Source organism: Klebsiella sp. CN_Kp073, from assembly GCF_040065495.2.
GTDB classification, from domain to species: Bacteria; Pseudomonadota; Gammaproteobacteria; order Enterobacterales; family Enterobacteriaceae; genus Klebsiella; species Klebsiella aerogenes.
This window is the reverse complement of the sequence record NZ_CM198051.1, coordinates 1,560,307-1,585,966: the sequence shown is the minus strand read 5'-3', so window position 1 is coordinate 1,585,966 and position 25,660 is coordinate 1,560,307. Positions and strand designations below refer to the sequence as shown.

Annotated in this window: 24 protein-coding genes; 10 read left to right on the top strand and 14 right to left on the bottom strand. The window is 59.0% G+C overall.

Going from position 1 to position 25,660, the window contains the following annotated elements:
- The first annotated feature begins 55 nt into the window (after positions 1-55).
- Both nrdB and yfaE read left to right on the top strand, forming a co-directional pair.
- A complete protein-coding gene (gene nrdB, locus ABLV66_RS07725) occupies positions 56-1,186 on the top strand; it encodes a class Ia ribonucleoside-diphosphate reductase subunit beta (protein ID WP_015365618.1) in 1,131 nt (376 codons plus the stop codon).
- A complete protein-coding gene (yfaE, locus tag ABLV66_RS07720) occupies positions 1,186-1,440 on the top strand; it encodes a class I ribonucleotide reductase maintenance protein YfaE (RefSeq protein ID WP_015365617.1) in 255 nt (84 codons plus the stop codon). The genes nrdB and yfaE overlap by 1 nt, the downstream gene beginning before the upstream one ends.
- A gap of 94 nt (positions 1,441-1,534) precedes the next feature.
- Here the strand turns inward: yfaE and glpQ are convergent, their stop codons facing one another.
- Positions 1,535-2,602, bottom strand: a complete 1,068-nt coding sequence (gene glpQ / locus ABLV66_RS07715) for a glycerophosphodiester phosphodiesterase (protein WP_348876078.1) — start codon at positions 2,600-2,602, stop codon at positions 1,535-1,537.
- Positions 2,603-2,611: 9 nt separating this feature from the next.
- Positions 2,612-3,958 carry a glycerol-3-phosphate transporter gene (gene glpT, locus ABLV66_RS07710; RefSeq protein WP_015365615.1) on the bottom strand — a complete coding sequence of 449 codons (1,347 nt, stop codon included), beginning with the start codon at positions 3,956-3,958 and terminating at the stop codon, positions 2,612-2,614.
- 270 nt (positions 3,959-4,228) lie between these two features.
- Between glpT and glpA the strand changes: the two genes are divergently transcribed.
- From glpA to glpC, 3 genes are read left to right on the top strand one after another with little or no spacing between them, the layout of a single operon-like run.
- Positions 4,229-5,851: an anaerobic glycerol-3-phosphate dehydrogenase subunit A gene (glpA, locus tag ABLV66_RS07705; protein WP_348876080.1), complete on the top strand. Its 1,623-nt coding sequence runs from the start codon at positions 4,229-4,231 to the stop codon at positions 5,849-5,851.
- On the top strand, positions 5,841-7,100 hold the full coding sequence (gene glpB / locus ABLV66_RS07700; protein ID WP_348876082.1) for a glycerol-3-phosphate dehydrogenase subunit GlpB: 1,260 nt from the start codon (positions 5,841-5,843) through the stop codon (positions 7,098-7,100). The genes glpA and glpB overlap by 11 nt, the downstream gene beginning before the upstream one ends.
- Positions 7,097-8,284, top strand: coding sequence for an anaerobic glycerol-3-phosphate dehydrogenase subunit GlpC (gene glpC, locus ABLV66_RS07695; protein ID WP_348876083.1), 1,188 nt, complete (start codon positions 7,097-7,099; stop codon positions 8,282-8,284). The genes glpB and glpC overlap by 4 nt, the downstream gene beginning before the upstream one ends.
- 1 nt (position 8,285) lies before the next feature.
- On the opposite strand, the gene ABLV66_RS07690 is transcribed toward glpC, so the two are convergent.
- The 3 genes from ABLV66_RS07690 to ABLV66_RS07680 form a co-directional block, all read right to left on the bottom strand.
- Positions 8,286-9,485 (bottom strand): nicotinamide mononucleotide deamidase-related protein YfaY, encoded by a 1,200-nt coding sequence (locus tag ABLV66_RS07690; RefSeq protein ID WP_045391423.1) that lies wholly within the window; start codon positions 9,483-9,485, stop codon positions 8,286-8,288.
- Positions 9,486-9,579: 94 nt separating this feature from the next.
- The gene (locus ABLV66_RS07685; protein WP_015365610.1) at positions 9,580-10,122 is read right to left on the bottom strand and encodes a YfaZ family outer membrane protein; all 543 of its coding nucleotides are present in this window, start codon (positions 10,120-10,122) and stop codon (positions 9,580-9,582) included.
- Between the two features lie 283 nt (positions 10,123-10,405).
- Complete coding sequence (locus ABLV66_RS07680) at positions 10,406-11,335, bottom strand: Rpn family recombination-promoting nuclease/putative transposase (RefSeq protein ID WP_047078300.1); 930 nt, start codon at positions 11,333-11,335, stop codon at positions 10,406-10,408.
- Positions 11,336-11,472: 137 nt separating this feature from the next.
- Here ABLV66_RS07680 and nudI point away from each other — a divergent pair, with 137 nt between their 5' ends.
- Positions 11,473-11,898, top strand: a complete 426-nt coding sequence (gene nudI / locus ABLV66_RS07675) for a nucleoside triphosphatase NudI (RefSeq protein WP_047078301.1) — start codon at positions 11,473-11,475, stop codon at positions 11,896-11,898.
- On the opposite strand, the gene ABLV66_RS07670 is transcribed toward nudI, so the two are convergent.
- Together ABLV66_RS07670 and tctD are read right to left on the bottom strand one after the other, a co-directional pair.
- Positions 11,895-13,304, bottom strand: a complete 1,410-nt coding sequence (locus ABLV66_RS07670; RefSeq protein ID WP_348876084.1) for a sensor histidine kinase — start codon at positions 13,302-13,304, stop codon at positions 11,895-11,897. The two genes, nudI and ABLV66_RS07670, sit on opposite strands and share 4 nt — an antisense overlap.
- Positions 13,291-13,968, bottom strand: a complete 678-nt coding sequence (gene tctD / locus ABLV66_RS07665) for a transcriptional regulator TctD (protein ID WP_045391436.1) — start codon at positions 13,966-13,968, stop codon at positions 13,291-13,293. The genes ABLV66_RS07670 and tctD overlap by 14 nt, the downstream gene beginning before the upstream one ends.
- A gap of 133 nt (positions 13,969-14,101) precedes the next feature.
- On the opposite strand from tctD, the gene ABLV66_RS07660 reads away from it, so the two are divergent.
- Genes ABLV66_RS07660 through ABLV66_RS07650 form a run of 3 tightly spaced genes read left to right on the top strand, consistent with a single transcriptional unit; the run spans position 14,102 to position 17,058 of the window.
- Complete coding sequence (locus ABLV66_RS07660; RefSeq protein WP_348876085.1) at positions 14,102-15,082, top strand: Bug family tripartite tricarboxylate transporter substrate binding protein; 981 nt, start codon at positions 14,102-14,104, stop codon at positions 15,080-15,082.
- A gap of 15 nt (positions 15,083-15,097) precedes the next feature.
- Positions 15,098-15,529, top strand: a complete 432-nt coding sequence (locus ABLV66_RS07655) for a tripartite tricarboxylate transporter TctB family protein (RefSeq protein WP_047043267.1) — start codon at positions 15,098-15,100, stop codon at positions 15,527-15,529.
- Between the two features lie 11 nt (positions 15,530-15,540).
- The gene (locus ABLV66_RS07650) at positions 15,541-17,058 is read left to right on the top strand and encodes a tripartite tricarboxylate transporter permease (RefSeq protein ID WP_015365603.1); all 1,518 of its coding nucleotides are present in this window, start codon (positions 15,541-15,543) and stop codon (positions 17,056-17,058) included.
- Here ABLV66_RS07650 and menE read toward each other — a convergent pair.
- From menE to ABLV66_RS07615, 7 genes are all read right to left on the bottom strand, one after another.
- On the bottom strand, positions 17,055-18,416 hold the full coding sequence (gene menE, locus ABLV66_RS07645) for an o-succinylbenzoate--CoA ligase (RefSeq protein ID WP_348876087.1): 1,362 nt from the start codon (positions 18,414-18,416) through the stop codon (positions 17,055-17,057). The genes ABLV66_RS07650 and menE overlap by 4 nt on opposite strands.
- Positions 18,413-19,378, bottom strand: a complete 966-nt coding sequence (gene menC / locus ABLV66_RS07640) for an o-succinylbenzoate synthase (RefSeq protein ID WP_348876088.1) — start codon at positions 19,376-19,378, stop codon at positions 18,413-18,415. Before menC ends, menE begins: the two co-directional genes overlap by 4 nt.
- Positions 19,378-20,235 (bottom strand): 1,4-dihydroxy-2-naphthoyl-CoA synthase, encoded by an 858-nt coding sequence (gene menB / locus ABLV66_RS07635; RefSeq protein ID WP_015365600.1) that lies wholly within the window; start codon positions 20,233-20,235, stop codon positions 19,378-19,380. The genes menC and menB overlap by 1 nt, the downstream gene beginning before the upstream one ends.
- Positions 20,236-20,249: 14 nt before the next feature.
- Complete coding sequence (gene menH / locus ABLV66_RS07630; RefSeq protein WP_348876089.1) at positions 20,250-21,008, bottom strand: 2-succinyl-6-hydroxy-2,4-cyclohexadiene-1-carboxylate synthase; 759 nt, start codon at positions 21,006-21,008, stop codon at positions 20,250-20,252.
- Complete coding sequence (menD, locus tag ABLV66_RS07625; RefSeq protein ID WP_348876091.1) at positions 21,005-22,675, bottom strand: 2-succinyl-5-enolpyruvyl-6-hydroxy-3-cyclohexene-1-carboxylic-acid synthase; 1,671 nt, start codon at positions 22,673-22,675, stop codon at positions 21,005-21,007. Before menD ends, menH begins: the two co-directional genes overlap by 4 nt.
- A gap of 76 nt (positions 22,676-22,751) precedes the next feature.
- Positions 22,752-24,047, bottom strand: coding sequence for an isochorismate synthase MenF (menF, locus tag ABLV66_RS07620; protein ID WP_348876093.1), 1,296 nt, complete (start codon positions 24,045-24,047; stop codon positions 22,752-22,754).
- Positions 24,048-24,220: 173 nt separating this feature from the next.
- Complete coding sequence (locus ABLV66_RS07615) at positions 24,221-24,682, bottom strand: GNAT family N-acetyltransferase (RefSeq protein WP_047043277.1); 462 nt, start codon at positions 24,680-24,682, stop codon at positions 24,221-24,223.
- Positions 24,683-24,738: 56 nt separating this feature from the next.
- On the opposite strand from ABLV66_RS07615, the gene rnz reads away from it, so the two are divergent.
- Complete coding sequence (gene rnz, locus ABLV66_RS07610) at positions 24,739-25,659, top strand: ribonuclease Z (RefSeq protein WP_015706158.1); 921 nt, start codon at positions 24,739-24,741, stop codon at positions 25,657-25,659.
- The last annotated feature ends 1 nt before the right edge of the window (position 25,660 follow it).

The following is a 25,660-nucleotide window of genomic DNA, read 5'->3' as shown; positions in this document are numbered from 1 at the left end:
GTAGGCCCGGCAAACGCAGTGTTGCCGGGCGATACAATCTCAACAGGACCCACTCATGGCATACACCACTTTTTCACAGACGAAAAACAATCAACTGCTTGAGCCGATGTTTTTTGGCCAGCCGGTTAACGTGGCCCGCTACGATCAGCAAAAATATGACATCTTTGAAAAGCTGATTGAAAAGCAGCTTTCCTTCTTCTGGCGCCCGGAAGAAGTCGACGTTTCGCGCGATCGCATCGACTATCAGGCGCTGCCGGAACATGAAAAGCATATTTTCATCAGCAACCTGAAATATCAGACGTTGCTCGACTCCATCCAGGGCCGTAGCCCGAACGTCGCGCTGCTGCCGCTGATTTCCATCCCCGAACTGGAAACCTGGGTGGAAACCTGGGCCTTTTCCGAGACGATCCACTCGCGCTCTTACACCCATATTATTCGCAACATCGTCAACGATCCGGCGACGGTGTTCGACGATATCGTGACCAATGAGCAGATCCAGAAACGCGCGGAAGGCATCTCGCACTATTACGATTCGCTGATCGAAATGACCAGCTACTGGCATTTGCTGGGCGAAGGCACCCACACCGTCAACGGCAAAACCGTGACCGTGAATCTGCGCGAGCTGAAAAAGAAACTGTATCTGTGCCTGATGAGCGTCAACGCGCTGGAAGCGATCCGCTTCTACGTTAGCTTCGCCTGCTCCTTCGCCTTTGCCGAACGCAAGCTGATGGAAGGCAACGCCAAGATTATTCGCCTGATCGCCCGTGATGAAGCGCTGCACCTGACCGGCACTCAGCATATGCTGAACCTGCTGCGCTCCGGCAGCGACGATCCGGAAATGGCGGAAATCGCCGAAGAGTGCAAACAGGAGTGCTATGACCTGTTCGTGCTGGCGGCGCAGCAGGAAAAAGAGTGGGCGGACTATCTGTTCCGCGACGGCTCGATGATCGGCCTGAACAAAGATATTCTCTGCCAGTACGTCGAGTACATCACCAATATCCGCATGCAGGCGGTGGGCCTCGATCTACCGTTCCAGACCCGCTCCAACCCGATCCCATGGATCAACACCTGGCTGGTTTCCGACAACGTTCAGGTCGCGCCGCAGGAAGTGGAAGTCAGCTCTTATCTCGTCGGCCAGATCGATTCTGAAGTCGACGCTGACGATCTGAGCAACTTCCAGCTGTAATGAAGCGGATTTTCTTGAGGATTTCTGACACTCGCCTTGAGTGTCAGGATGAACATCCTTCCCTGTTGGCCGCGCTTGAATCGCATAACATCGACGTGGAGTATCAGTGCCGCGAAGGCTATTGCGGTTCCTGCCGCACGCGTCTGGTGTCAGGCCAGGTTGACTGGCTGACCGAACCGCTGGCGTTTATCCAGCCGGGAGAAATTTTGCCCTGCTGCTGCCGGGCGAAAGGCGATATTGAGATCGAGATGTAGTGTTGTCGATGTGTGCGGCCTGATGCCCTCACCCCGGCCCTCTCCCACAGGGAGAGGGGGAAAACATAAAAAAGGGCCTTACGGCCCTTTTGTTTTATTTCGCGTCCAGGAACTGCGCCGCTTTATCCGGGAAATCGGTAAACAAGCCGTCGACGCCCGCCTGGTTATACAGCACGTCATAGAGCTGATTAACGTTAGTGGCGTACTCCGGCAACTGATCCGCGCGCACGGTGTACGGATGTACCTGCAGATGGCTGGCGTGCGCCTCTTTTACCATCGCCGTCAGCTTCACCGCGCCCGGCTTCGAGCCTTCCGCTACCAGCATATGGTAATCCGGGCCGATACCGTCGGCGTACTGCGCAATCTGCGCCATCGCCCCCGGCTTGAACATCCAGTCATAGCTGTAGTTCACCCATTTACCATCGGCCTGTTTCTGCTGCGTTTCATTCCAGTCGGTATAGGCGATGAGCTGCACCAGATTGAGATCCATCCCCATCTTCGGCTCCAGCTCATTCTTAATGCGTTTGAGCTCGTTGGCGTCAAAGCACTGCAGATAAACCTTATCCTGCTTGCTGGTGTAGCCATATTCCTTCAGCACTTTCAGCGTGCTGGCGGCAATATCTTTGCCTTCCTGATGGTGGAACCACGGCGCTTTGATTTCCGGGTAGATACCGATATTTTTACCCGTCGAATGGTTTAGCCCCTGCACAAACTCAATCTCTTCTTCAAAGGTATGAATACGGAAATCGGATTTACCCATCGGGAAACGCCCGGGATAGGTTTGCACGTTTTTACCATCTTTCGGCTCAAAACCTTCGGTGAACTTCAGCGACTTAATCTCGGCCAGGGTAAAGTCAATAGCGTAAAAACGACCATCTTTACGCGCCCGCTGCGGGAAACGCTGCGCTACGTCAGTCACCCGATCAAGATAGTGGTCATGCAACACCACCAGCCGGTCGTCTTTGGTCATCACCAGGTCTTGCTCAAGATAATCCGCCCCCTGAGCGTAAGCCATCGCTTTCGCCGGCAGGGTATGTTCCGGCAGATACCCGCTGGCGCCGCGGTGGGCGATGACAATTTTCTCTGCCGCGACGGCGCTGAAGCACAGCGCCGCACTGGCCAAAATCATTCCGCTCATTAGCGCGGTAAGTTTCATTTTCATCGCCGCTCCTTAGGCTTGTTTCAGTTGTTGATGATGACGACGCTCGCCAAGCATAACGATAATCAGCAGCAGAACCGCCAGTACGCTACCGCCAATCATTACCATGAAGCCGCCGTCCCAGCCGAAGAAATCGACGGTATAGCCAACAATGGCGCTCGCGGCTACGGAACCGCCGAGATAACCGAACAGACCGGTGAAGCCCGCAGCGGTGCCGGCAGCTTTTTTCGGCGCCAGTTCCAGCGCATGCAGACCGATCAGCATCACCGGGCCGTAAATCAGGAAGCCAATGACGATCATACAGGCCATATCGACGCCCGGATTACCCGGAGGGTTCAGCCAGTAAACGATAGTGGCAATCGTCACCAGGGTCATAAAGAACACGCCGGTTGCGCCGCGGTTGCCTTTAAATACTTTGTCCGACATCCAGCCGCACAGCAGGGTGCCGGGGATCCCCGCGTACTCATAGAGGAAGTAGGCCCAGGAGGACTTATCCAGCGCGAAGTGTTTGACCTCTTTCAGGTAGGTCGGCGACCAGTCCAGAATGCCGTAGCGCAGCAGATAAACGAAGACGTTAGCGATAGCGATGTACCACAGCAGCTTGTTTGGCAGAATGTACTGCATAAAGATCTGCTTCGCCGTCAGCTCTTCTTCGTGCTTTTCGCTATAGTCATCCGGATAGTCGTTTTTATACTCTTCGATCGGCGGCAGACCGCAGGACTGCGGGGTATCTCGCATCATCGCGAAGGCAAAAATGGCCAGCAGAATCGCGCCGAAGGCGGGCATATACAGCGCCGCGTGCCAGTCGTTAAACCACGCCATCCCCAGCAGGAACAGCAGCGGCGGAATACCGCCGCCGACGTTATGCGCGCAGTTCCACACTGAGACAATCCCGCCGCGCTCTTTCTGCGACCACCAATGCACCATGGTACGACCACACGGCGGCCAGCCCATCCCCTGGAACCATCCGCAAAGAAACAGCAATACGAACATGATCATGATGCTGGAAGTCGCCCACGGCACGAAGCCCATCACCAGCATCACCAGCGCCGCCAGAATTAACCCTGCGGGCAGGAAAATGCGCGGATTCGAGCGGTCGGAGACCGATCCCATGATGAATTTCGAAAATCCGTAGGCGATGGAGATACCGGAAAGCGCGAAACCGAGGTCGCCACGAGAGAACCCCTGCTCAATCAGATAAGGCATCGCCAGCGCAAAGTTCTTACGAACCAGATAGTAAGCGGCATAACCGAAGAAGATGCCAATAAAGATCTGCCAACGTAATCGACGATACAACGGGTCGATTTCCGCCGCCGGCAAACGCGCTTTATGCGCTGCGGGTTTAAAAATACTTAACATATCAGCCTCCGTGGCCATTGCTGTTTTACTGACATCGACGCAAAAAATCTAATTTATTCACGCACTTCTAATTAGGTCGCGATGGTAGGCAAAGCGTAGAACTAATACTGTGAAATATCGCACATTTTGTTACAGATATATGACAAAATTTTCCAATGTGAGCACAAAATCACAGCAAACGCTCGAATTGCGCGCAAATATGCTCGAAATCAAACATTCCACACTTTTGATATGGCTAAATGGTGTAAAACGAAAGTAGAGGACCGGAAGATGGCCGAGACGCAAGAATTTGATGCGCTGATTATTGGCGGCGGCGCCACCGGCGCGGGAATCGCCCGCGACTGCGCCCTGCGCGGGTTACGCGTAGCGTTGATTGAGCGGCACGATATCGCCACCGGCGCCACCGGCCGTAACCATGGTCTGTTGCACAGCGGCGCACGCTATGCCGTCACCGATGGCGAATCCGCGCGCGAATGCATCAGCGAGAATCGCATTTTACGCCGCATCGCCCGCCACTGCATTGAACCCACCAACGGGCTGTTTATCACCCTACCCGAAGATGACATCGCCTGGCAGCAAACCTTTATCAACGCCTGTCAGCAGGCCGGTATCGATGCCAAACCGCTTACCCCCGCTGAAGCTTTGCGTCTGGAACCCGCGGTCAACCCGACGCTGCTTGGCGCCGTACAGGTACCGGACGGCACCGTCGATCCGTTCCGCCTGACGGCCGCTAATATGCTCGACGCCCGCGAACACGGCGCGCAGATCCTAACCGGCTGCGAGGTTACCGGCCTGCTACGTCAGGGCGATCGTGTGTACGGCGTACAGATCTACGATCATCAACGCCGTGAAGCGCGCAGTATGCGTGCACAGGTCGTCGTCAACGCCGCCGGGATCTGGGGCCAACGCATCGCGGAATACGCCGATCTGCGCATCTCCATGTTCCCGGCAAAAGGCTCGCTGCTGATCCTCGATCACCGCATTAATAACCAGGTGATTAACCGCTGCCGCAAGCCGGCGGATGCCGATATTCTGGTGCCCGGCGATACCATCTCGCTGATTGGCACCACCTCGACGCATATTCCTTATGACGAAATTGACGATAACCGGGTGACGACGGAAGAGGTCGATACGCTGCTGCGCGAAGGTGAAAAACTAGCGCCGATCATGGGGCGCACCCGAGTGCTACGCGCTTACTCCGGCGTCCGGCCGCTGGTCGCCAACGATGACGATCCCAGCGGGCGCAGCGTCAGCCGCGGTATTGTGCTGCTCGACCACGCCGCGCGCGACGGTATGGAAGGCTTTATCACCATCACCGGCGGTAAGTTGATGACCTACCGTCTGATGGCGGAATGGGCCAGCGACGCCGTCTGCCGCAAACTCGGCAATACTGAGCCGTGCCGTACCGCGGAGCGTCCGCTGCCGGGCTCGCAGGAAGCCACAGAAACCACGCTGAAAAAGATTATCTCGCTACCGACGCCGCTGCGCGGGTCGGCGGTCTATCGCCACGGCGACCGCACCCCGGCATGGCTCGGCGACAGCCGCCAGCACCGCAGCCTGGTCTGCGAATGTGAAGCGGTCACCGCCGGGGAAGTGCAGTACGCGGTAGAGAATCTGGCGGTGAAGAATCTGCTCGACCTGCGCCGCCGTACCCGAGTCGGTATGGGCACCTGCCAGGGGAAACTGTGCGCCTGCCGCGCCGCCGGGCTGCTACAGCGCTTCAACGTCGCCACACCGGCGCAGTCGTTAACTCAGCTGTCGGAATTTCTTAATGAACGCTGGAAGGGCGTTCAGCCCATCGCCTGGGGCGACGCGCTGCGCGAAAGTGAATTTACCCGCTGGGTCTACCTCGGCTTATGCGGACTGCAAAAGGAGCATCAGGATGAAATTTGATTGCGCCATCGTCGGCGGCGGACTAGCCGGTCTACTGTGCGGGCTGGCGCTGAATCAATACGGCCTACGCTGCGTGATAATCAGCCGCGGGCAAAGCGCGCTGCACTTTTCCTCTGCTTCGTTAGACCTGCTCTCGGCGCTGCCGAACGGTGATACCGTCACAGACGTCGCACAAGGTCTTCAGCAACTGGCCGTTCAGCTTCCTGAACACCCTTACTCCCGCCTCGGCGCAGACGCGGTGCTCGAATACGCCAGGCAGACCGAAACGCTGCTGGCCGCTTGCGGCGCGAACATGCAAGGCGAAGCGCACCAACCTCATCTGCGGGTGACGCCGCTGGGGACGTTGCGCCCGGCGTGGCTGTCGCCGGAAGAGGTTCCGCTGGCGCCCTTCGCGCAGCAACGGGTATGCCTGGTAGGAATTAGCGGTTTTGCCGATTTTCAGCCGCACCTGGCAGCCGCCGCCCTCGGGCAGAGCGGAGTGAATGCCACCGCCGCGGAGATTGATTTACCGCTGCTTGATGTGCTGCGCGATAACCCTACGGAGTTCCGTGCCGCCAACATCGCCCGCGTGCTTGATGATGAAAACCTGTGGCCTGCCCTGCAGTCCGCGCTGCTGCCGCTGGCGCAAGAGTACGAGCTGCTGATGATGCCCGCCTGTTTTGGGCTCGCGGATAATCGCCTCTGGCATTGGCTACAGGAACATCTGCCCTGCCCGCTGCGTCTGCTGCCGACGCTACCGCCTTCGGTGCCGGGGATGCGCCTGCATAGCCAGCTTCAGCGTCAGTTCATCCGCACCGGCGGTACCTGGCTTGCCGGTGACGAAGTGGTGAAAATCAGCCATCAGCAGGGCGCCGTCGAGGCCGTATGGACGCGAAATCACGGCGATATCGCGCTGCGCCCGCGCTTTACCGTGCTGGCGAGCGGTAGCTTTTTCAGTAACGGTCTCGTCGCCACGCGTGATAGCGTGCGCGAACCGATTCTCGGCCTCGATCTGCAGCAAACTCTGGCGCGCGATAGCTGGTATCAGCGTGATTTCTTCGCGTCACAACCGTGGCAACGCTTTGGTTTGAAGACGGACCCCATGCTACGCCCACACCTGCTCGGCCAGCCGCTGAGTAATCTTTTCGCTATCGGCTCGCTGCTCGGCGGTTTCGATGCCATTCAACTCGGCTGCGGCGGCGGCGTTTGCGCCGTCACCGCGCTGCATGCCGCCAGACAGATCCACGACCTTGCAGGAGGCCGGCCATGAATGATACCCGCTTTGAAAGCTGCATAAAATGTACGGTCTGTACCACCGCCTGCCCGGTGAGCCGGGTGAATCCGCGCTATCCTGGCCCGAAACAGGCGGGGCCGGACGGCGAACGTCTGCGTCTGAAAGATGGCGCGCTGTACGACGACGCGCTGAAATATTGTATTAATTGCAAACGCTGCGAGGTGGCCTGTCCATCTGATGTGAAAATCGGCGATATCATTCAACGCGCGCGTGCGCAGTACAGCCAGCAAACACCGACCCTGCGCGATGCTATCCTCAGCCATACCGACCTGATGGGTACCCTTTCCACGCCTTTGGCGCCGCTGGTCAACGCCACGACCGGTTTAAAACCGGTGCGCCGCCTGCTCGATGCGGCGCTGAAAATCGACCATCGCCGCACGCTGCCGAAATATGGCTTCGGCACCTTTCGCCGCGCTTACCGCCAGCTCGCCGCCGCACAGGCGCAGTACAGCGAGCAGGTGGCTTTCTTCCATGGCTGCTACGTCAACTATAACCACCCGCAATTGGGTAAGGATCTGATTCGCGTCGTCAACGCGCTGGGTACCGGCGTGCAGCTCTTATCAAAAGAAAAATGCTGCGGCGTCCCGCTTATCGCCAACGGCTTTTTTGACAAAGCGCGCAAGCAAGCGCACAGCAACGTCGCCGCCATGCGCGAAAACACCTTGCCGATCATCGCCACCTCTTCAACCTGTACTTTTACCCTGCGCGATGAATATCCCCATCTCCTGGATATCGATAACAGCGATCTGCGGGATCGGGTGGAGTTAGCAACCCGCTGGATTTGGAAACAGCTCGATGCCGGCAAAACCCTTCCATTGCGCCCGCTGCCGCTGAAGGTGGTCTATCACACTCCATGTCACATGGAAAAAATGGGCTGGTCGCTATACACCCTTGAGCTTTTGCGCCAAATCCCGGGCCTACAGCTGGAAGTACTGGATTCGCAGTGCTGCGGTATCGCCGGCACCTTCGGCTTTAAGTCGGAAAACTATTCGTCGGCGCAGGCGATTGGCGCACCATTATTTCGCCAGATTGAGGAGAGCGGCGCGGACTTAGTGATTACCGATTGCGAAACCTGCAAATGGCAGATAGAGATGTCCACCAGCAAGCGCTGCGAACATCCCATTACTCTGCTGGCGCAGGCGCTGGGGGCGCCTGCCTGAATCAGTCGATAAACAGCGTCTCGACGACGTTGATCCAGCCATGCTCGCCGCTGACCGGCTTACCGTTGAGCCAGCGGCGCAGCATATTCAGCGCCATCATGGCGCACACTTCTTGTCGCACCGCCAGCCCGTGGCGATTCACGCTGAACTTAACCCGCAGCGCGTGCGTACCTTCCGGCGTCGCCAGCACAAAGTTCAGGTAATCGGCCTCCTGACCGCTGACCGACAATGCCAGTCCGGCAAAATGGTTTACGCGCCGCTCGGCGGCCCAGCGCGCCGATTGCGCCAACGTCTCCTCCTGCGCCGGCACCACTTCGCTGGCGAGAAGCGGCGCGTTCGCCCGCCTCAGCTGCAGCGCCAGCAGGCCGCTGGTGAACTGTTCGCTCAAGGTCAGGCTAAGCTGACGCTCCTGCAGGCAGCGCGCGATCTGCGCCGGTAACCCTTCCGTGCCCTCGAAGATAACGCTCTCCCCGGCCACTTTACGCACCTCTGGCCACAACGCCAGCATCGCATCGCGCTGCGTGGCAGGACCGGTCAGCTTCAGTTCGATAATCGGCATTGACGAGCGATAGCCCATCACCACACCCGGCGGTAGCTGCAGATGGTTGAGGCTCTGCGCCAACTCGCTTTCCGAACGTCCGAAGGTAGTTAAACGCAGACAAACCGGCGGCGACGGAAGCGTGAAGCGCGCACGTAAACGCGGTACGATCTCCTGCTCGACCATAACTTTGAATTCAGACGGCACGCCGGGGGTGAAAAACATCAGGCAGCGGTTGAGCTGTACGGCGAACCCGCAGGCGGTGCCCACCGGATTATTGATCATTTCGGCGCTGGCGGGGATTTCCGCCTGCTTGCGATTGCTTTGCGCCATTGGCCGACCGCGCTCGGCAAAGAATCGCGTCATCGTCTCCAGCCATTCAGCGTTGAGGACCAAACCTTCGCCTTTCGCCGTCGCCGCCGCCAGCGCGCTAAGATCGTCGCTGGTCGGCCCCAGACCGCCATTCACGATCAGCACATCCGCCTGTTCGCTGCGTTCGCGCAGAATAGCCACCAGCGCGTCGAGGTCATCGCCGACGGTATTGCGGCGCGTTAACGGTAAACCCTGATTAAAAAAGTAATCCGCCAGCCAGGCGGCATTGGTATCGACAATCTGCCCATGCAGCACTTCATCGCCGGTGGACAGCATTTCCACTTGTAGCATTATGAACTCCAGCCTGATAAGTCGAATTACTATAGCGCAAAGGCGCGGGCTGGCGACGAAGAAATTTGGCGCGGCGGCAGGCCGCGCCGGAGGATTAGAAGCTGGCGCTGGCGCCGATGTACGGACCGTCGGCGATAGTGTTATCACGGTTGCCGTCTTTACCCGCCAGGTTCAGATAGCGATAGCCTGCCTGGATGCTAAGCGGACGCATAATGGTCCAGCTGGCGCCGACGTTAGCTTCTTCATAGCTATCGATGCCGCTGGAGAGTGAATCAGGCGAGTAGTAATAGTCGCCGTACAGACGGAAGCTATCGCCGATTTTCCACTGCAGGCCGCCGCCGACCGCCGCCGCGTAACCTTCATCGCCCTGCTTCGGATTGGTGTAGATACCTTTGCCACCCACGGTCGCCAGGAATGGTCCCAGCGGAATATTCAGACCCAGACCCAGGCCCGCGGCGTCGCCGTCGTTATCGCTGTGCAGCCAGTTGCCGGAAATTGCCAGGCCGGTGGATTCGGTGCCAAAGCCAACGCCGAGGTTGGTATAGTGCTCGCCGGCTTCGCCGGTAACGCTAATAGCATGGGCCGCCGAGGAAACCATCATTACCCCGGCCAGGGCCATAAAAATGCTCTTTTTCATTATTTACTCTATCCAGAAAAGAAGAATCAAAGAAGTCCCGAAAAAACCAGAAAATTCTACTGCGCACCCGTCAGGAATCAATGACCTGGCGAAATGATTTTTCACAAGAGTGTAACCAGTTGCGTCTTTTTACATCAATACCGACGCGCATTTGCGAAAGAAAGTAAATTCCACCGAATTCAAATTCAGCGTAATTATATTTAATTAGGTCGTATTGATTAAATAAATCTATATAAACCTGCGCAATCAGCGTCGCGCAGGCCATTTGAAGGATGCAGAAAAATTAATGGGCGAGCAGGGCCAGACGCTCCGGCGCAAGCCCCGTCAGCTTCGCCACCAGCGCCAGGTCAAGCCCGTTTTCCAGCATCGCCTGGGCAATACGTTGCGCAGCCAATTGTTCTCCCTGTTCAAGACCTTGCTGCAGGCCCTGCTCAAGGCCCTGCTGATGGCCGCGTTGTTCCAGAAACTGGGCAATGTTCATTAGCGTCTCCTTATGCGGCCGTCTGGGGACATTTTGCGCAAGATTACGTAAAAAGGCGACCGGATCGGCGGCATTTCCTGCCTGCAATAAATAGTGAAGCAGCGTCCTGAGCTGTCTGCGGCTAGTGTATCCCAGCGCCAACAGGCTGGCTAGTTGCTCCTGCAGTTCCATCATATCGCGTTGCCGGATATGCTTTTGCAGCAACTCAAGCATCGCGACCCGTCGGTGCTGCATTATTGTATCGTCAGGAAGCACCGTGATATCGATTAAGTGAAAATCCTGATTGTATACCTGCCGCGCGGTTTGTGGATGAGCAAATCCTTCCAGCCAGCACATGGGATACGGCCAGGGCGAGACTTGCCCATGATAAAAAAGCAGCGGGATCACCAACGGCAGTTGCGTATGCCCTTTATCCAGATGCCGCTGCATCGCTGCTATCGCATAACGCATCAGGCGAAATGCCATATGACGGTCCACAGAGCTTTGATGTTCGATAAGCAGATAGATATATCCGTCTCCCGCCTGGGTTTGCAGCGAGTAAAGAATATCGGAATGGCTGGCGCGCAGGTCTTCATCGATAAAACTTCCGGACTCCAACTGCAGCGTTTGCAGATCGCATAATTCTCGCAAATGTTCAGGAAGGTGAATGTCCAGAAAATCCCGCGCCGTCGCCCGATGCGACAGCAGGTGTTTAAACACGGCGTCATGTGGGGAATGGGTGGTCCTTTCCATGGTGGCTCTCCATAAGATAATTTCGCTTAACTTAGCACTCTGTAGAGCCAGCGCCGTATTTCCCTTGCGGTTTGCCGAGGCGCCTCGCAAACTGTTTCCTCGATACCCGGCCCGACTCACTGCGAAGGAGAAAAATCATGCGTCAAAGGACGATTGTTTGCCCGCTCATCCAAAATGATGGCCATTATCTGTTGTGCAAGATGGCTGCCGACCGCGGGGTTTTTCCCGGACAGTGGGCGCTGTCCGGCGGCGGCGTGGAACCGGGGGAAAGTATTGAAGAGGCGCTGCGACGCGAAGTCCGCGAGGAGCTTGGCGAAAAACTGCAGTTGACCCACATCACGCCATGGAGCTTCCGCGATGATACCCGCGTGAAAACCTATGCCGATGGTCGCCAGGAAGAAATCTACATGATCTATTTGATTTTCGATTGCATAAGCGCCAACCGCGAGGTCACGATCAACGAGGAATTCGACGATTACGCCTGGGTGAAGGGCGAAGACCTGCAACATTACGATCTTAATGCCGCGACCCGCCTCACCCTCAGCCAGAAAGGGCTGCTTTAAGCCACGGTCAGCAGACGCAGCGTCACCTTTAATCCTCCCAGGCTTTCGCTGCGCGACAGCTGCGGCCGGCTACGATGCAGACGCGCGATATCGTTTACCAGCGCCAGGCCCAGCCCGGCGCCGGGTAGACCGCCGCCATTCTCCAGCCGTCGAAACGGCGTCAGCGCCTGGTTAATCAGGTTTTCCTCGATACCCGGGCCGCTATCCTCCACGCTCAGCGTGACGGCTTCGCCATCGCGATGCAGGCTCAGCGTCACCGTTCCGCGTTCCGGGGCGTAGCGAATCGCATTGTCGAGCAGGTTGGCGCACAGTTCGCCCAACAAAACGCCATCACCCAAAACGTACACCGGCGACTGTTCGCCCTCATAACCCAGATCGATGTTTTTACTGCGCGCCTGAGCAATACGCGAAAAACAGCTATGGTGCACGACCTCCTGCAGATCGACCGCGACAAAAGCCTGCTCGCCCTGCTCCCGGCGTTTCACCGTCGCCAGTTGCAACAAACGTTCGGTGAGTAAAATCGTATCATCCAGCGTCGCGCGCATGGCCTGCAAACTCTCGCGCCACAGCCGCGGATCGTCGCTGGCCAGCGCCACCGAAGCCTGGGTTTTCAGGACCGCCAGCGGCGTTTTCAACTGATGTGAAGCATCGGCGCTGAAGCGTTCCTGCCGGGAGATCATCACCCGCAGGCGGTCGATATAGCGGTTAAAAGCCACGATCAGCAGCCGCGTTTCCGACCACGGCAACAATTCCGGTAGCGGCGTCAGCAGGCCGGGTTCACGGCGCACCATCAGCGCCGAGAGCTGACGCATTGGCCGCAGAACGCGGCGCAGTAGCCACCCAGCCAGTACCAACGTCAACAGCACTAATAAGCCCTGTGACACCCAGGATGAAAACAGCAGTTGCCCGGCCAGCCAGCGCCGCGACTGCAGCGTTTCGGCAATATAAATCTCCGCCATACCAACGATACCGCCTTCATTGACCGGCTGCAGCAGGCGCGCCACGCGGATGGCCTGACCGCGGTATTCGGTATGATAAAACCATGCCAGCGCCGGATAAAGTTGAGTTCGTGAAGTGGCCGGCGGCATCGCCGGCAGATCGTCAAAGCCGGAAATCACTTTCCCCTGCGGGTCGACCACCTTGTAATACAGCCGGTCGTTCATGTTGAGTTCAAAGCTGTCCAGCACCACCCAGGGCACATTGACCTCCAGATGACCGCCGCGCACTACCAGCCGCTCCGCCACGGTGCGCGCCGAGGAGAGCAGCGTACGATCGTAGGCCTGCGTCGCCGCCTGCAGCGCGCTCACGTAGCTATTGAATGCCGATAACCCCCACAACAGCGCCAGCGGCAGGCCGAGAAACAGCAGCAGTTGGGCATACAGCGATTGCGGTTTACCCCAGCTCATGCGGCTCACACTCCAGCAGATAACCCAGCCCGCGTAGCGTAGTGATACGCACGTTACTCTGCTGGAGCTTCTTGCGCAGACGGTGAATGTAAAGTTCGATGCTTTCCGGACTGACGTCGTCGCTGAGGCTAAACACCTGTTCAAACAACTGCTGGCGGGAAACCGGACGGGTACGGCGAAACATCAGCACTTTCAATAGCGCCAGCTCGCGCGGCGTCAGGGGCAACATCTCACCGCGCAGCAGAAAATAGCCTTCATCGCGATATTCCAGATCGCCAAGCTGCTGCACCTCATGTACCTGCCCTTCGCTACGTCGCAGCAGCGCCCGCAGCCGGGCGTCGAGCTCCTCCAGCTCGAAAGGTTTAGGCAGGTAATCGTCGGCGCCGACGTTCAGCCCTTTCACCCGATCCGCTACCGCGCTGCGCGCGGTCAACAGCAGCACCGGCAGCGTTTGTCCGCGCTTACGTAACCGCTGTACCACCTCGAGGCCATCTAAGCCCGGCATACCGATATCCAGCACCGCCAGCGCATATTTTTCGCTTTGCAGCAGGTGATCCGCCGCCCGGCCATCAAAAACGCAATCCACGGCAAAACCGCCCTGCACCAACGCTTTTTCCAGCCAGTGAGCCAGCTCACGGTTATCCTCGGCTAATAAGAGACGCATATCACATCCTGTAAAGTTGCTGCCGCATTGAAAGGGAAATGAAAGGTAACTGTTTTAACAATCACGCAACCGAATCGCCACATGTCGGTTCACATAATCAGAAAAACATTCCCTGTACCAACTGAGGAAGCCTATGAAAACGCCATTTTTCCGCCATCTTAGCGCCATCGCGCTGTGCCTCTGTACAACCACCGCTTTCGCGGCGCAGGCCCCGTCCCGCACCGAATGTATCGCGCCCGCCAAGCCCGGCGGCGGCTTCGACCTCACCTGTAAGCTGATTCAGGTGAGCCTGATGGAAACCGGCGCGATCGAGAAACCGATGCGCGTCACCTATATGCCCGGCGGCGTCGGCGCGGTAGCCTATAACGCCATCGTCGCCCAGCGCCCGGCGGAAGTCGGAACCGTGGTCGCCTTTTCCGGCGGCTCGCTGCTGAATTTGTCGCAGGGGAAATTCGGCCGCTACGGCGTTGATGACGTGCGCTGGCTGGCCAGCGTCGGTACCGACTACGGCATGATTGCCGTACGCGCCGATTCGCCATGGAAAGACCTGAAGTCATTCATGACCGCGATGGAGAAAAATCCCGCCACTATCGTCATTGGCGCCGGGGCCTCCATCGGCAGCCAGGACTGGATGAAAGCGGCGCTGCTGGCGCAAAAAGCCAACGTTGACCCGCACAAGATGCGCTACGTCGCCTTTGAGGGCGGCGGCGAGCCGGTAACCGCGCTGCTCGGCAACCATGTGCAGGCGGTCTCCGGCGATCTCAGTGAAATGGTGCCGTACCTGCAGGGAAATAAGATCCGCGTATTGGCGGTCTTCTCCAACGAACGTCTGCCGGGCGCGCTGGCCGATGTCCCTACCGCTAAAGAGCAGGGCTATGACCTGGTCTGGCCGATTATTCGCGGCTTCTTTATGGGCCCGAAAGTAAGCGATGCCGACTACCAGTGGTGGGTTGATGAATTCACTAAACTGCAGCAAACCGATGAGTTCAAAAAGCAACGTGAACTGCGTGGCCTGTTTGAATTCAACATGAACGGCAAGGAGCTCGATACCTATGTAAAACAGCAGGTCAGCGATTATCGCGAACAGGCGAAAGCCTTTGGCCTGGCTAAATAATCCGCGGAGGCGCTAATGAGCGATCGTATCTTTGCCGGAGTCTGGTTGTTGTTATGCATTGGCGGCCTGTTTATCGCCTGGCAGATCCACAGCGAATACTCGTATGAACCCGTCGGCCCACGCCCTTTCCCATTGGGTATTATCGGCCTGATGCTGCTGTGTTCGGCGCTGATGCTGCTGCGTCGCCCGGACGCCATCGAGTGGCCGGGACGACATGTCCTGCAACGGCTGTTAACCATGGTCGTGGTGCTGGTGATCTATGCCTGGGGATTTGAATGGCTGGGCTTTCCGCTAGCCACCGCGCTGCTGACGGCGGTGATCGGCCTGCTGTTCGGCGCCACGCTACCGGCGGCAGGTATTGCCGGCGTGGTGATGGGCGTCTCGTTATGGTACGCCTTCGATACCTTACTTGATGTGACTCTGCCGCTTGGCGTCTGGTTAAATTAACGGAGAAGCTTATGGATACCTGGATCTATCTGTCGCAGGGTTTCGCCGTCGCCATGACGCCGGAAAATCTGCTTATCGCCCTCATCGGCTGCTTTGTCGGAACCATCGTCGGGCTGCTGCCCGGCCTCGGGCCGATTAACGGCGTCGCCATTCTGCTGCCGCTGGCCTTTGCCCTGCACCTGCCCGCGGAATCGGCGCTGATCCTGTTGGCGACGGTCTATATCGGTTGCGAATATGGCGGGCGTATTTCGTCTATCCTGCTGAACGTGCCCGGCGATGCCGCCGCCATCATGACGGCGCTTGATGGCTATCCCATGGCGCAGCAAGGGCGCGGCGGCGTCGCGCTGTCGATTTCCGCCGTCAGCTCTTTCTTCGGTTCGCTGATTGCGATCGGCGGTATTATTCTGTTCGCGCCGCTCCTCGCCCAGTGGTCGCTGGCGTTCGGCCCGGCGGAATATTTCGCGCTGATGGTGTTTGCCATCGCCTGCCTCGGCAGCATGATGGCGCAAAACCCGCTGAAATCGTTCCTCGCGGCGTTAATCGGTTTGGGCCTGGCGACGGTCGGCGTCGATGCCAACACCGGGGTTTACCGCTTCACCTTCGACAGCGTCCATCTCTCCGATGGCGTGCAATTTATTGTGGTGGTTATCGGTCTGTTCTCCGTTTCGGAGATCCTGTTGATGCTGGAGAGCACCAGCGGCGGGCAAACGCTGGTGCGTAAAACCGGGCGCATGCTGTTTAACACCAAAGAGGCCGCGCAGTGCGTCGGCGCGACCCTACGCTCTTCCGTGGTGGGTTTCTTCGTCGGTATTCTGCCCGGCGCCGGGGCGACCATCGCCAGCGCCATCACCTATATGACGGAGAAAAAAATCAGTGGTAATAGCGATAACTTCGGCAAGGGGGATATTCGCGGCGTAGCGGCGCCGGAAGCCGCGAATAACGCCTCCGCCTGCGGTTCGTTTATTCCAATGCTGACGCTCGGCGTGCCTGGTTCCGGCACCACCGCGGTCATGATGGGCGCATTGACGCTGTATAACATTACGCCCGGCCCGGCGATGTTCACCGAACAGCCGGATATCGTCTGGGGGCTCATCGCCGCGCTGCTTATCGCCAACGTGATGCTGCTTATTATGAACATTCCGCTGATTGGCCTGTTCACCCGCATGCTGACGATCCCGCTATGGTTCCTGGTACCCGCCATCGCCGCCGTTTCCGCCGTTGGCGTCTATGCTGTTCACAGCACCACCTTTGACCTGTTGCTGATGGTTGGCCTCGGCGTGCTCGGCTACATCATGCGTAAAATGCACTTCCCGATGTCGCCGCTGATCCTCGGTTTTGTATTGGGCGAGATGCTGGAGCAGAACCTGCGCCGCGCGCTGTCAATCAGCAACGGTAATCTGGCTATCCTCTGGGAAAGCGGCGTAACCAAAACGCTGCTGATGCTGGCTGTCGCTGTCCTGGTGGTACCGCCGCTGCTGCGTCTGAGACGTAAACAGCGCCAGCGCCGCGCCGAGGCCAATATCGGCTAAACCGGCGAATTGACCCATTCGCGCAGCGCCCGGCGCGAAATCTTAATCCCGCCGTTCTTTAACGTTTCCGGCAGCCGTAGCCACTGTATCGGCTGCTGGAAACGCGCTAACCGTTCAGCACTCCATGCCGCCAACGTGGCCATTTCGCAGCCATCCTCGCATTCAACCACCGCCACCGGGCGCTGGCCATATTCGACATCATCCTGCGGCACAATAAACACCTGCTGAACCTGCGGATGGGCGAGTATCACGCGCTCAACCTCCTCCGGCTGAATGCCTTCGCCGCCGCTAAAAAAGAGATTATCCAGTCGCCCAATAACCGACAGCCGACCGGCACGTAACTCCCCGCGATCGCGCGTCGCAAACCAGCCTTCATCATTGGTTAATGACAACAGTTGACCATTCCGCCAGTAGCCGGCGGCCATGCTCGCCGCCCGTAGCCAGATCTCGCCGGCGACAATTTTCACCTCCCTTCCCGGCAGCACCTCGCCCACATCCGCCGCTCCGTCGGCCTCTTTAGCGCAGACCGTGGAGGCGAATTCGGTGAGGCCATAGCCGCAGAAGCTGCGTATCCCCTGCGCTCGCGCCCTTTCGGTCAGCTCGACGGGGATCGCCGCGCCGCCAAGCAGCACCGCCTTGAGTGAAACATCGGCATCGCCATTCAGCAGGCGCCATAGCTGAGTCGGTACCAGTGAAGCATGGGTACAGCCCAGCAGCGCTTGCTCCAGCGGTTGTCTATCGCGCACCGTCAGCCGCGCGCCAGCCAGCAGCCAACGCCAGATGATCCCCTGCCCGGAGACATGGAACAATGGTAGCGACAGCAGCCAGTCGTCCTCCCCGGCAAACGGCATCAGCGCCAGCACGCCAGCGGCGCTGGCCAGATGGGCGCTGGCGCTATGTACCGCCGCCTTTGGCAGGCCGGTCGAGCCGGAGGTTAACGTCATCGACACCAGCCGTTCGCCATGCCAGCAAACGGCATGGGCGCCTTCTGCCGCCTGCAGAGTTAACGCCGGTAAATTCCCCGGCAGCGTATCACCGTTAAGCACCAGTTGATGCTGTACGGTTAACGCAGGCAGCAGTTCCTGCAGCAATGCCATAGGCAGCTGCGGATTAAGCGGCAGCACCCGCGCCCCGCACTGCAGCAGCGCCAGCCAGGCGAGTAGCGTCTCCGGCTGGTTGTAGGCCCGTAGCGCCACGCCCTGACCTTCCATTACGCCCTGCGCGGCAAAACCAGACGCCAGCGCGTCAATCCGCGCGCATAGCTCACGCCAGGTCAACGCCTGGTCATTCAGGCGTAGCGCCTGCGACTCGCCGCGTAACTGACGCCAGTGGCGCCACGGCCAATCGGAAAACATCACAGCAGTTGCTCCAGCTCATCAGCATTGAATATTGGCAGCGTACTCTCCGGCCACGCCCGCACCAGCTGCGCGCCCATCAGCGCCAGCGTGTCGAGTCCGGGGATAGTCTGCGGGGTCAGCCAGGCGGCGATCCGCGCCAGCTGCGTTAACCCCAGGCTGGACTCGATCGACGAGCTAATCACCGCGCTCAGCCCCAGCGCATGCGCCGCAGCGACCTGTTGCTGAACCTTTTGCAAGCTGCCGGTCAGCGTCGGTTTGATCACCACCGCACGCACGCCGGGCTCGGCGACAAAGCGGAAATCCGCCTCGCGCAGGCTTTCATCCCAGGCGATAGCGATACCGCTCTGCTGGCTGAATTCGCGCGAATCGTCGCGGCTTTTGCACGGTTCTTCGAGAAAGGCAATGCGTTGGCGATACGCCGGATTAACGTATTTGGCGAACTGCTGCGCTTTGACCGGCGTCCACGCCCGGTTGGCATCCAGCCGCAGCTGCAGGTCGGGGATCGCTTCCAGCAGCAGATTCACCACCATGCCGTCGCGTACCGCCTCCCACAGCCCCACTTTCACCTTAGCGACTTTCTCGCCGGGCATCGCCGCCAGTTTGGCGAACAGTTCATCCGGGTCGCCGGAACAGAGCGGCGCCGCGCGATAATCCGCCGCCTGGGGTAGTTCGCCGCCAAGCTCCGCCTGCGCGCAGCTAATACCAAAAGCGACGGAGGGCTGCATGGGAAGCGGCGGCTCGGCGCCGTCGCGCCAGGCCCGCGCCCACGCCAGCAGCGCCATTTGCGCCTCTTCCAGCGTTTCGTCACTGAATCCCGGCAGGGGAGAAATTTCCCCCCAGCCTTCGCGTTCACCCTCCTGCAGGCGGATGAACAGCCCATCGCGGGTTTTTAACCGCCGTTCGCGCAGAACCACGCCCGCGTCCATCGGTATCTGCCAGCGGTAAACCTGCGAAACGCGCATTATGGATTCCGTTTAAATTTGCTGAAGTCCGGCTGACGTTTCTGGTTAAAGGCGTTACGTCCTTCTTGCCCTTCTTCCGTCATGTAGAACAGCATGGTGGCGTTACCCGCCAGCTCCTGCAGCCCGGCCTGGCCATCGCAGTCGGCGTTCAGCGCCGCTTTAAGGCAACGCAGCGCCATCGGGCTGTTTTGCAGCATTTCACGGCACCAGCGCACGGTCTCTTTTTCCAGATCCGCCAACGGGACCACGGTGTTCACCAGCCCCATATCCAGCGCCTGCTGGGCGTCGTACTGACGGCACAGGAACCAGATTTCGCGCGCTTTTTTCTGCCCGACGATACGCGCCATATAGGAAGCGCCCCAGCCGCCATCAAAGGAGCCGACTTTAGGCCCGGTCTGGCCGAAGATGGCATTATCCGCCGCGATGGTCAGGTCGCACATCATGTGCAGTACGTGGCCGCCGCCGATAGAGTAACCGGCGACCATCGCTACTACCGGTTTCGGGCAGGTGCGGATCTGGCGCTGGAAGTCGAGTACGTTGAGATGGTGAACGCCGGAGTCGTCCTGATAGCCGCCGTAGTCGCCGCGGACTTTCTGGTCGCCGCCGGCGCAGAAAGCTTTATCGCCTTCACCGGTCAGCACGATGACGCCGATATTGTCGTCATAGCGGGCATCCGCCAGCGCCTGAATCATCTCTTTAACGGTCAGCGGACGGAAGGCGTTGCGCACCTGCGGACGATTGATGGTGATTTTAGCAATCCCGTCAGTCGATTTTTGATAACGAATATCGGTATAGCCTTCTGAGCAATCGTGCCATTCAACGGGGGCATAGAGCATTGCTTCATCAAGAGAGATCATAGAATGTCCTTCAGTTAACTTGCCAGAATCTGCGCCAGACAGGCAATCACCGCCGCGGGGTTGTCCCGGTGCGCGTTGTGTCCGGCATGGTGAATGATATGGGTATCGGCGGCGAGCGCTTGCGCGATAGCGCGAAACTTCGCGTCGCGTTCGCCGCACAGGTAGTGAAAAGGAAAATCGCGAGCCTGCAGAGACGGGCGCAAATCGGCCTGCCGGGCAAGGGAGGTCGCCTCCAGCATCGCCGCCAGCGTAGCGCCGTTATTGTGGCGACGTAGGGCGACCAGCGACGCGCGCTGCGCCGCATTCAGCGAAGCGAAGACCGGCTGCTGATACCAGTCGGCGAAGACCTGCGCTAACGGCTCGCGGCGAAAGCGCTCCGCCCAGGCGCTATCATTGCCGCGCCGCGCCTGCCGCGACGCTTCATCCTGCAGGCCCGGATGTCCGCCCTCGACGATCAGGCCGCGCAGGCCCAGGCGCGGCTGGCAGGCGAAGTTCATCGCCACCCGGCCGCCCAGGGAGTAGCCAACCAGCCAGTAATCCAGGATGTTGTAACTATTTAGCGTAGATTGCAGTAATTCGCTGACCCCGGCAAAACCATCGACCGCGATATCCGCCGAGCCACCGTGTCCCGGCAGATCGAGATACAGCCGCGGCCAGGCCGGAAACGCTTCGCCAACCGTACGCCACTCGTCGCGGTCTCCGGAAAAGCCGTGCAGGAATACCAGCCAGGGATAACCCGGTTGGCCGCTTTCAACCGCCGCGTTGAGCGTCACAGCCGGCTTACCTGCGCCAGCAGTTGTTGGAGAGTCTGCGTACCGTCGGTCTCGTTAACCGCCAGCTCAATCACCGTCGCCCCGGCGCGGCGCCACGCGCCTGCCATCGCCTCATCCAGCGACTGCCAGTCATCAGGGCGGTGATAAGCCAGACCGAACATCGCCGCCGCGTGGCTGAAATCCACGTCCTGCGGCATTAAATAGAACTGACGCCTCTCGTCCTGCGGCGTCGGCAGCATAGAGAAAATCTGCCCGCCGTTATTATTGACCACGATCAGCACCAGCGGCGCCGACGCCTGGCGCAGCAGGGCCAGTGAGTTGAGATCGTATAACGCCGAAAGATCGCCGACGATCGCAAGCGTAGGCCGGGCGCTCGCCCGCTGCACGCCGGCGGCTGTCGCCAGTAGGCCATCGATGCCGCTGGCGCCGCGATTACTATAGACCGGATAACCCGCCGGCAGTTGCCCCAGCGCGTCTATCAGGCGTACCACTAAACTGTTGCCAACAAACAGCTGTCCCTGATCCGGCAAATAGCACCGAATGCGCTGCGCCAGCTGCGCTTCGCCAAAGGGCTCGTTGCTGGCGACCGCGGCCTGCCACGCCTGCCCGGCAAGCTGCGGGATCACCGTCGCCCACGGCTGGCGTTTCTCCGCCGGATGCAGTTCGAGCCAGCGCTCAACGCTTGAGAGCAGACGGCGACCGCGGTGCTGCGCCGGATCGAGGCGACCGCGCAGATTATCCACCAGCCAGTATTCATCCGGCTCGCAGGTCGCCTGCCACTGGAGCACGCGTTTGCCGGTCAGACTGCTACCGAGTTGCACGACGATCTGCGCCTGCGCCAGTTCGCTGACCGCTTTACCGTTGCCCAGCCACAGGTCGGCGCACGGCAACGGCTGCCCGGTCTGCGACAGGACATCGCCAATCAGCGGCCAGCCGAGGGTTTGCGCCCATTCGGCCACTTTTTTACCTTCCGCGGCGCTCATCCTGCCCGCGACCACTACGCCGCGCTTTTGCCGCCAGAAGAACCAGTCGCGCTGTTTCTCACTCTCCATCTGCAGCGCCTGACGCAACCAGGGTTTATCGCTCTGCCACCAGTTGCCGAGCTGCTGTTGCCACTCCAGCCCGCTATCGTCCATATCGCCATATAGCGGCTCAGCGAACGGGCAGTTGATATGCACCCCGCCGGCATGCAGCTCGCCCAGCGCCTGATCGATGGTCGAGACCAACCAGCGGGCGGAAATATCCTGCGAAGGACGCGGTAAAGAAACGGTCTGCGCAGGATGAGAAGCAAACATTCCCGGTTGGCGGATGGCCTGATTGGCACCGCAGTCGATAAGCTCCGGCGGGCGGTCGGCGGTCAGCAGGATCAGTTTTTCACCCGTCAGGCCCGCTTCAATCAGCGCCGGATAGAGATTCGCGGTTGCGGTTCCGGAGGTGACAATCACCGCCACCGGCTGGCGGCTGGCCTTCGCCAGTCCCAGTGCCAGGTGGCCAAGGCCACGTTCGTCAAAATGAGTGTGATGAATAAAAGCGCGGTTTTCCGCCGCCGCCAGGGTTAAGGGCGTCGAGCGCGAGCCTGGGGCAATGCAAATGTGCTGCACGCCGTGGCGGGTTAAAGCTTCAAGGATCACCGCCGCCCAGCGTCGGTTAAATGCGCTTACTGACATGAAATTGTCCGGTATCAAATATTGATGCTAAGTATAGATAAGGCAGAGTTGCGTCGTTTTGATATACGTCGTCTCTCTACGTTTCTGAAAGTAATAACGTTCGTAATCCCGCCGCTTTATTTTCTATTTCTTGCCACTCCTGCTGCGGGTCAGATCCGCTGACGATACCGGCCCCGGCATACAGCCGCAGGGTGTTGTTCTCGACTTTTGCCGAGCGCAGCGCCACGCAAAACTCGCTTTGCGCCAGTGAAAGATAACCTGCGGAGCCGGCATACCATTCGCGGGCGAAAGGCTCATGACGGCGGATGAAAGCCAGCGCCGCCTGGCGCGGTAGCCCCGCCACCGCCGCGGTAGGCTGCAGCTGCAGCAAGCAGCGGCTATCGTCGGGCTCGGCCAGTTCGCTCCAGATACAGCGCCGCAGATGCTGCACCTTGCGCAGGCGTACGACCTGCGGCGGCAGAATGTCAAGCGTCGGCGACTCGCCCTGCAAACGCTGGCAGATATCCTCCACCACCAGCATATTCTCCCGCTGGTTTTTATCGTCTTTCATTAGCCAATCGGCCAACTGCTGCGCCCGGGCGTCATCGTGATGGTTAGCGACGGTGCCCGCCAGCGCTTCGGTGCGCAGCAGCGCGCCGCGTCGCCGCCATAGCCGTTCCGGCGTGGAGCCGAGAAACGCCTGCTGCGGGCTAAAGGCCATCAGGAAGTGGAAACAGTTAAGATTGCTGCGCCGACTGGCCGCCATAATGGCAAACGCCTGCAGCGGCGCGCTAAAGCGTAAATCCGTGACCCGCGCCAGCACAACCTTATCCATTTCGCCGGCGCCGATTGCCTGCGTCGCCTGCATAATCAGCTCGCGCCACTGCGGGTATTCCGGCGCATGCTGCTCGCTTCGCAGCGACGGCATCGATGCCGCCGTCGCCTGCTCGCTATTTAATGATTGAAGAAACGCCCGCGCGGCCACCGCGTCGTCAAGCAGCGAGGTCGCGCTATGTACCACCAGCCGTAAAGTCGCTTTACCGCCCAGGCGGCGCCACTCCAGCCGCGGCAGAAACAGATTACCCTGATGAGGGTCGAACGCGTTCAGCCCGCTGATGCGCAGATCTTCCCGCCCCTGCGCGCATAAAAAATCATGCGCCGCGGACAAAGAGGCAAAGGTGGTTACCGCCCCCAGCGCCGCCAGCTCTTCATCACCGTTACGCTGCTGCCAGTAGAATTGCGGCCAGCACGGCTGATGCGCGCACCACAGTAACGGGTCGAAGGCGTCGTTTAACGGGAAGGGGATATCAAAAATTCGCGTGCCGGGTGACGGAGGGAAATCTTCAGCCAGGCAACCCAACAGGCTTTCCAGCGCAGTGGAAACAGACAGCACGCGAACCTCCACGAAATTAAAAACCCCACATTATAAAGGGTAGCTGCGATAAATAGCAGTACCCATCATGAGGGAGCGAACCTTAACAGGCCCGGCGAACGCCAGCCACTGGATTCGCTACAGGAGGAAAAGTATAGATAATTGATAGCGATACGCTATTACTATTTAGCTTCTTAATGAGTTGTGATGTCACGCGCCATACCGATATGGGCAATCCCGTCTTCATCGTATACGTCCGTCACCGGCACAAAACCAAAGCTGGCATAAAATTTCTGCAAATGCGCCTGCGCTCCCAGATAAATCGCCTTCTGCGGCCAGTTCTGCCGGCAGCTGGCCAGCGCCTGCTCCATCAGCTGGTAGCCCAGTTTCTCGCCGCGCACGGTCGGGCTGACGATAACCCGGCCGATCACCACCGGTTCGAACTCCTCTTCGCTTTTGAGGATCCGCGCATAGGCCACCAGCTCGCCGTCGCGCCAGCCGAGCAGATGACGGTTCTCACCGACTAAATCATCGCCGTCGATATCCTGATAGACGCAGTGTTGTTCGACGACAAACACCGCGCTGCGCAGCTTCAGCAAGGCGTACAGTTGGGCAACGGTGAGCTCACTGTGATGTAAATCCTGCCAGGTCATCATTTGTTACTCCTTATTGATATACTGATGCTTTACCACTCGCCTGAGGACACTGGACGATGGAATTAACATTTTTGGGGACATCCGCCGGCGTGCCGACCCGTACGCGTAATATGACGTCGATAATACTGAATTTGCAACAACCCACCAGCGCTGAAATGTGGTTGTTTGACTGCGGCGAAGGCACCCAGCATCAGTTTCTCCACACCCCTTACCACCCAGGCAAACTGAATAAAATTTTCATCACTCACCTGCACGGCGATCATCTGTTCGGCCTGCCCGGCCTGTTGTGCAGCCGCTCGATGCAGGGAAATTCGCTGCCGCTGACGGTCTACGGACCAAAAGGGATTAAAGAATTCATTGAAACCGCGCTGCGCCTGAGCGGCTCGTGGACCGATTATCCGCTCACTATCATTGAAGTCGGCCCCGGTCTGGTCTTCGACGAAGACGGCTATCGGGTCAGCGCGTACCCGCTCAGTCATCCGGTGGAGTGCTACGGCTACCGCATCGAACAACATGACAAACCCGGAACGCTCGATGCCGCCCAACTGATTGCCGATGGCGTGCGTCCGGGGCCGCTGTTCCATCAACTCAAGCTCGGCCAGCGCGTTGAACTGGAAGATGGTCGGGTCATTGACGGTAGCCGCTATCTGGGGCCATCGACGCCGGGTAAAACGCTGGCCATTTTTGGCGATACCGCCCCTTGTCCGCAGGCGCTGGAGATGGCGCGCGGCGCGGACGTGATGGTCCACGAAACCACCCTTGAGCAGGCGATGGCGGAGAAAGCCAATAGCCGTGGCCACTCTTCCAGTCAGCAGACCGCGGCGCTTGCCAAAGAAGCGGGGGTCGGCACGCTAATCGCCACCCACTTTAGCTCGCGCTACGATGCCGAAGGCTGCCTGCGTATGCTGGCGGAATGCCGGGAGATTTTCGCTAATACGCTACTGGCGGAGGATTTTATGGTCTATCGGCTGGCGTAAA

Bases quoted from the DNA above. Each gene is read 5' to 3' on its own strand.
- ABLV66_RS07650 (WP_015365603.1), top strand. From the start codon at position 15,541: ATGGATACCTGGATCTATCTGTCGCAGGGTTTCGCCGTCGCCATGACG.
- glpB (WP_348876082.1), top strand. From the start codon at position 5,841: ATGAAATTTGATTGCGCCATCGTCGGCGGCGGACTAGCCGGTCTACTG.
- glpA (WP_348876080.1), top strand. From the start codon at position 4,229: ATGGCCGAGACGCAAGAATTTGATGCGCTGATTATTGGCGGCGGCGCC.
- yfaE (WP_015365617.1), top strand. From the start codon at position 1,186: ATGAAGCGGATTTTCTTGAGGATTTCTGACACTCGCCTTGAGTGTCAG.
- ABLV66_RS07680 (WP_047078300.1), bottom strand. From the start codon at position 11,335: ATGGAAAGGACCACCCATTCCCCACATGACGCCGTGTTTAAACACCTG.
- ABLV66_RS07655 (WP_047043267.1), top strand. From the start codon at position 15,098: ATGAGCGATCGTATCTTTGCCGGAGTCTGGTTGTTGTTATGCATTGGC.
- nudI (WP_047078301.1), top strand. From the start codon at position 11,473: ATGCGTCAAAGGACGATTGTTTGCCCGCTCATCCAAAATGATGGCCAT.
- menB (WP_015365600.1), bottom strand. From the start codon at position 20,235: ATGATCTCTCTTGATGAAGCAATGCTCTATGCCCCCGTTGAATGGCAC.
- nrdB (WP_015365618.1), top strand. From the start codon at position 56: ATGGCATACACCACTTTTTCACAGACGAAAAACAATCAACTGCTTGAG.
- menC (WP_348876088.1), bottom strand. From the start codon at position 19,378: ATGCGCGTTTCGCAGGTTTACCGCTGGCAGATACCGATGGACGCGGGC.
- ABLV66_RS07615 (WP_047043277.1), bottom strand. From the start codon at position 24,682: ATGATGACCTGGCAGGATTTACATCACAGTGAGCTCACCGTTGCCCAA.
- glpQ (WP_348876078.1), bottom strand. From the start codon at position 2,602: ATGAAAATGAAACTTACCGCGCTAATGAGCGGAATGATTTTGGCCAGT.
- glpT (WP_015365615.1), bottom strand. From the start codon at position 3,958: ATGTTAAGTATTTTTAAACCCGCAGCGCATAAAGCGCGTTTGCCGGCG.
- glpC (WP_348876083.1), top strand. From the start codon at position 7,097: ATGAATGATACCCGCTTTGAAAGCTGCATAAAATGTACGGTCTGTACC.
- rnz (WP_015706158.1), top strand. From the start codon at position 24,739: ATGGAATTAACATTTTTGGGGACATCCGCCGGCGTGCCGACCCGTACG.
- ABLV66_RS07660 (WP_348876085.1), top strand. From the start codon at position 14,102: ATGAAAACGCCATTTTTCCGCCATCTTAGCGCCATCGCGCTGTGCCTC.
- tctD (WP_045391436.1), bottom strand. From the start codon at position 13,968: ATGCGTCTCTTATTAGCCGAGGATAACCGTGAGCTGGCTCACTGGCTG.
- ABLV66_RS07690 (WP_045391423.1), bottom strand. From the start codon at position 9,485: ATGCTACAAGTGGAAATGCTGTCCACCGGCGATGAAGTGCTGCATGGG.
- ABLV66_RS07685 (WP_015365610.1), bottom strand. From the start codon at position 10,122: ATGAAAAAGAGCATTTTTATGGCCCTGGCCGGGGTAATGATGGTTTCC.
- ABLV66_RS07670 (WP_348876084.1), bottom strand. From the start codon at position 13,304: ATGAGCTGGGGTAAACCGCAATCGCTGTATGCCCAACTGCTGCTGTTT.
- menD (WP_348876091.1), bottom strand. From the start codon at position 22,675: ATGTCAGTAAGCGCATTTAACCGACGCTGGGCGGCGGTGATCCTTGAA.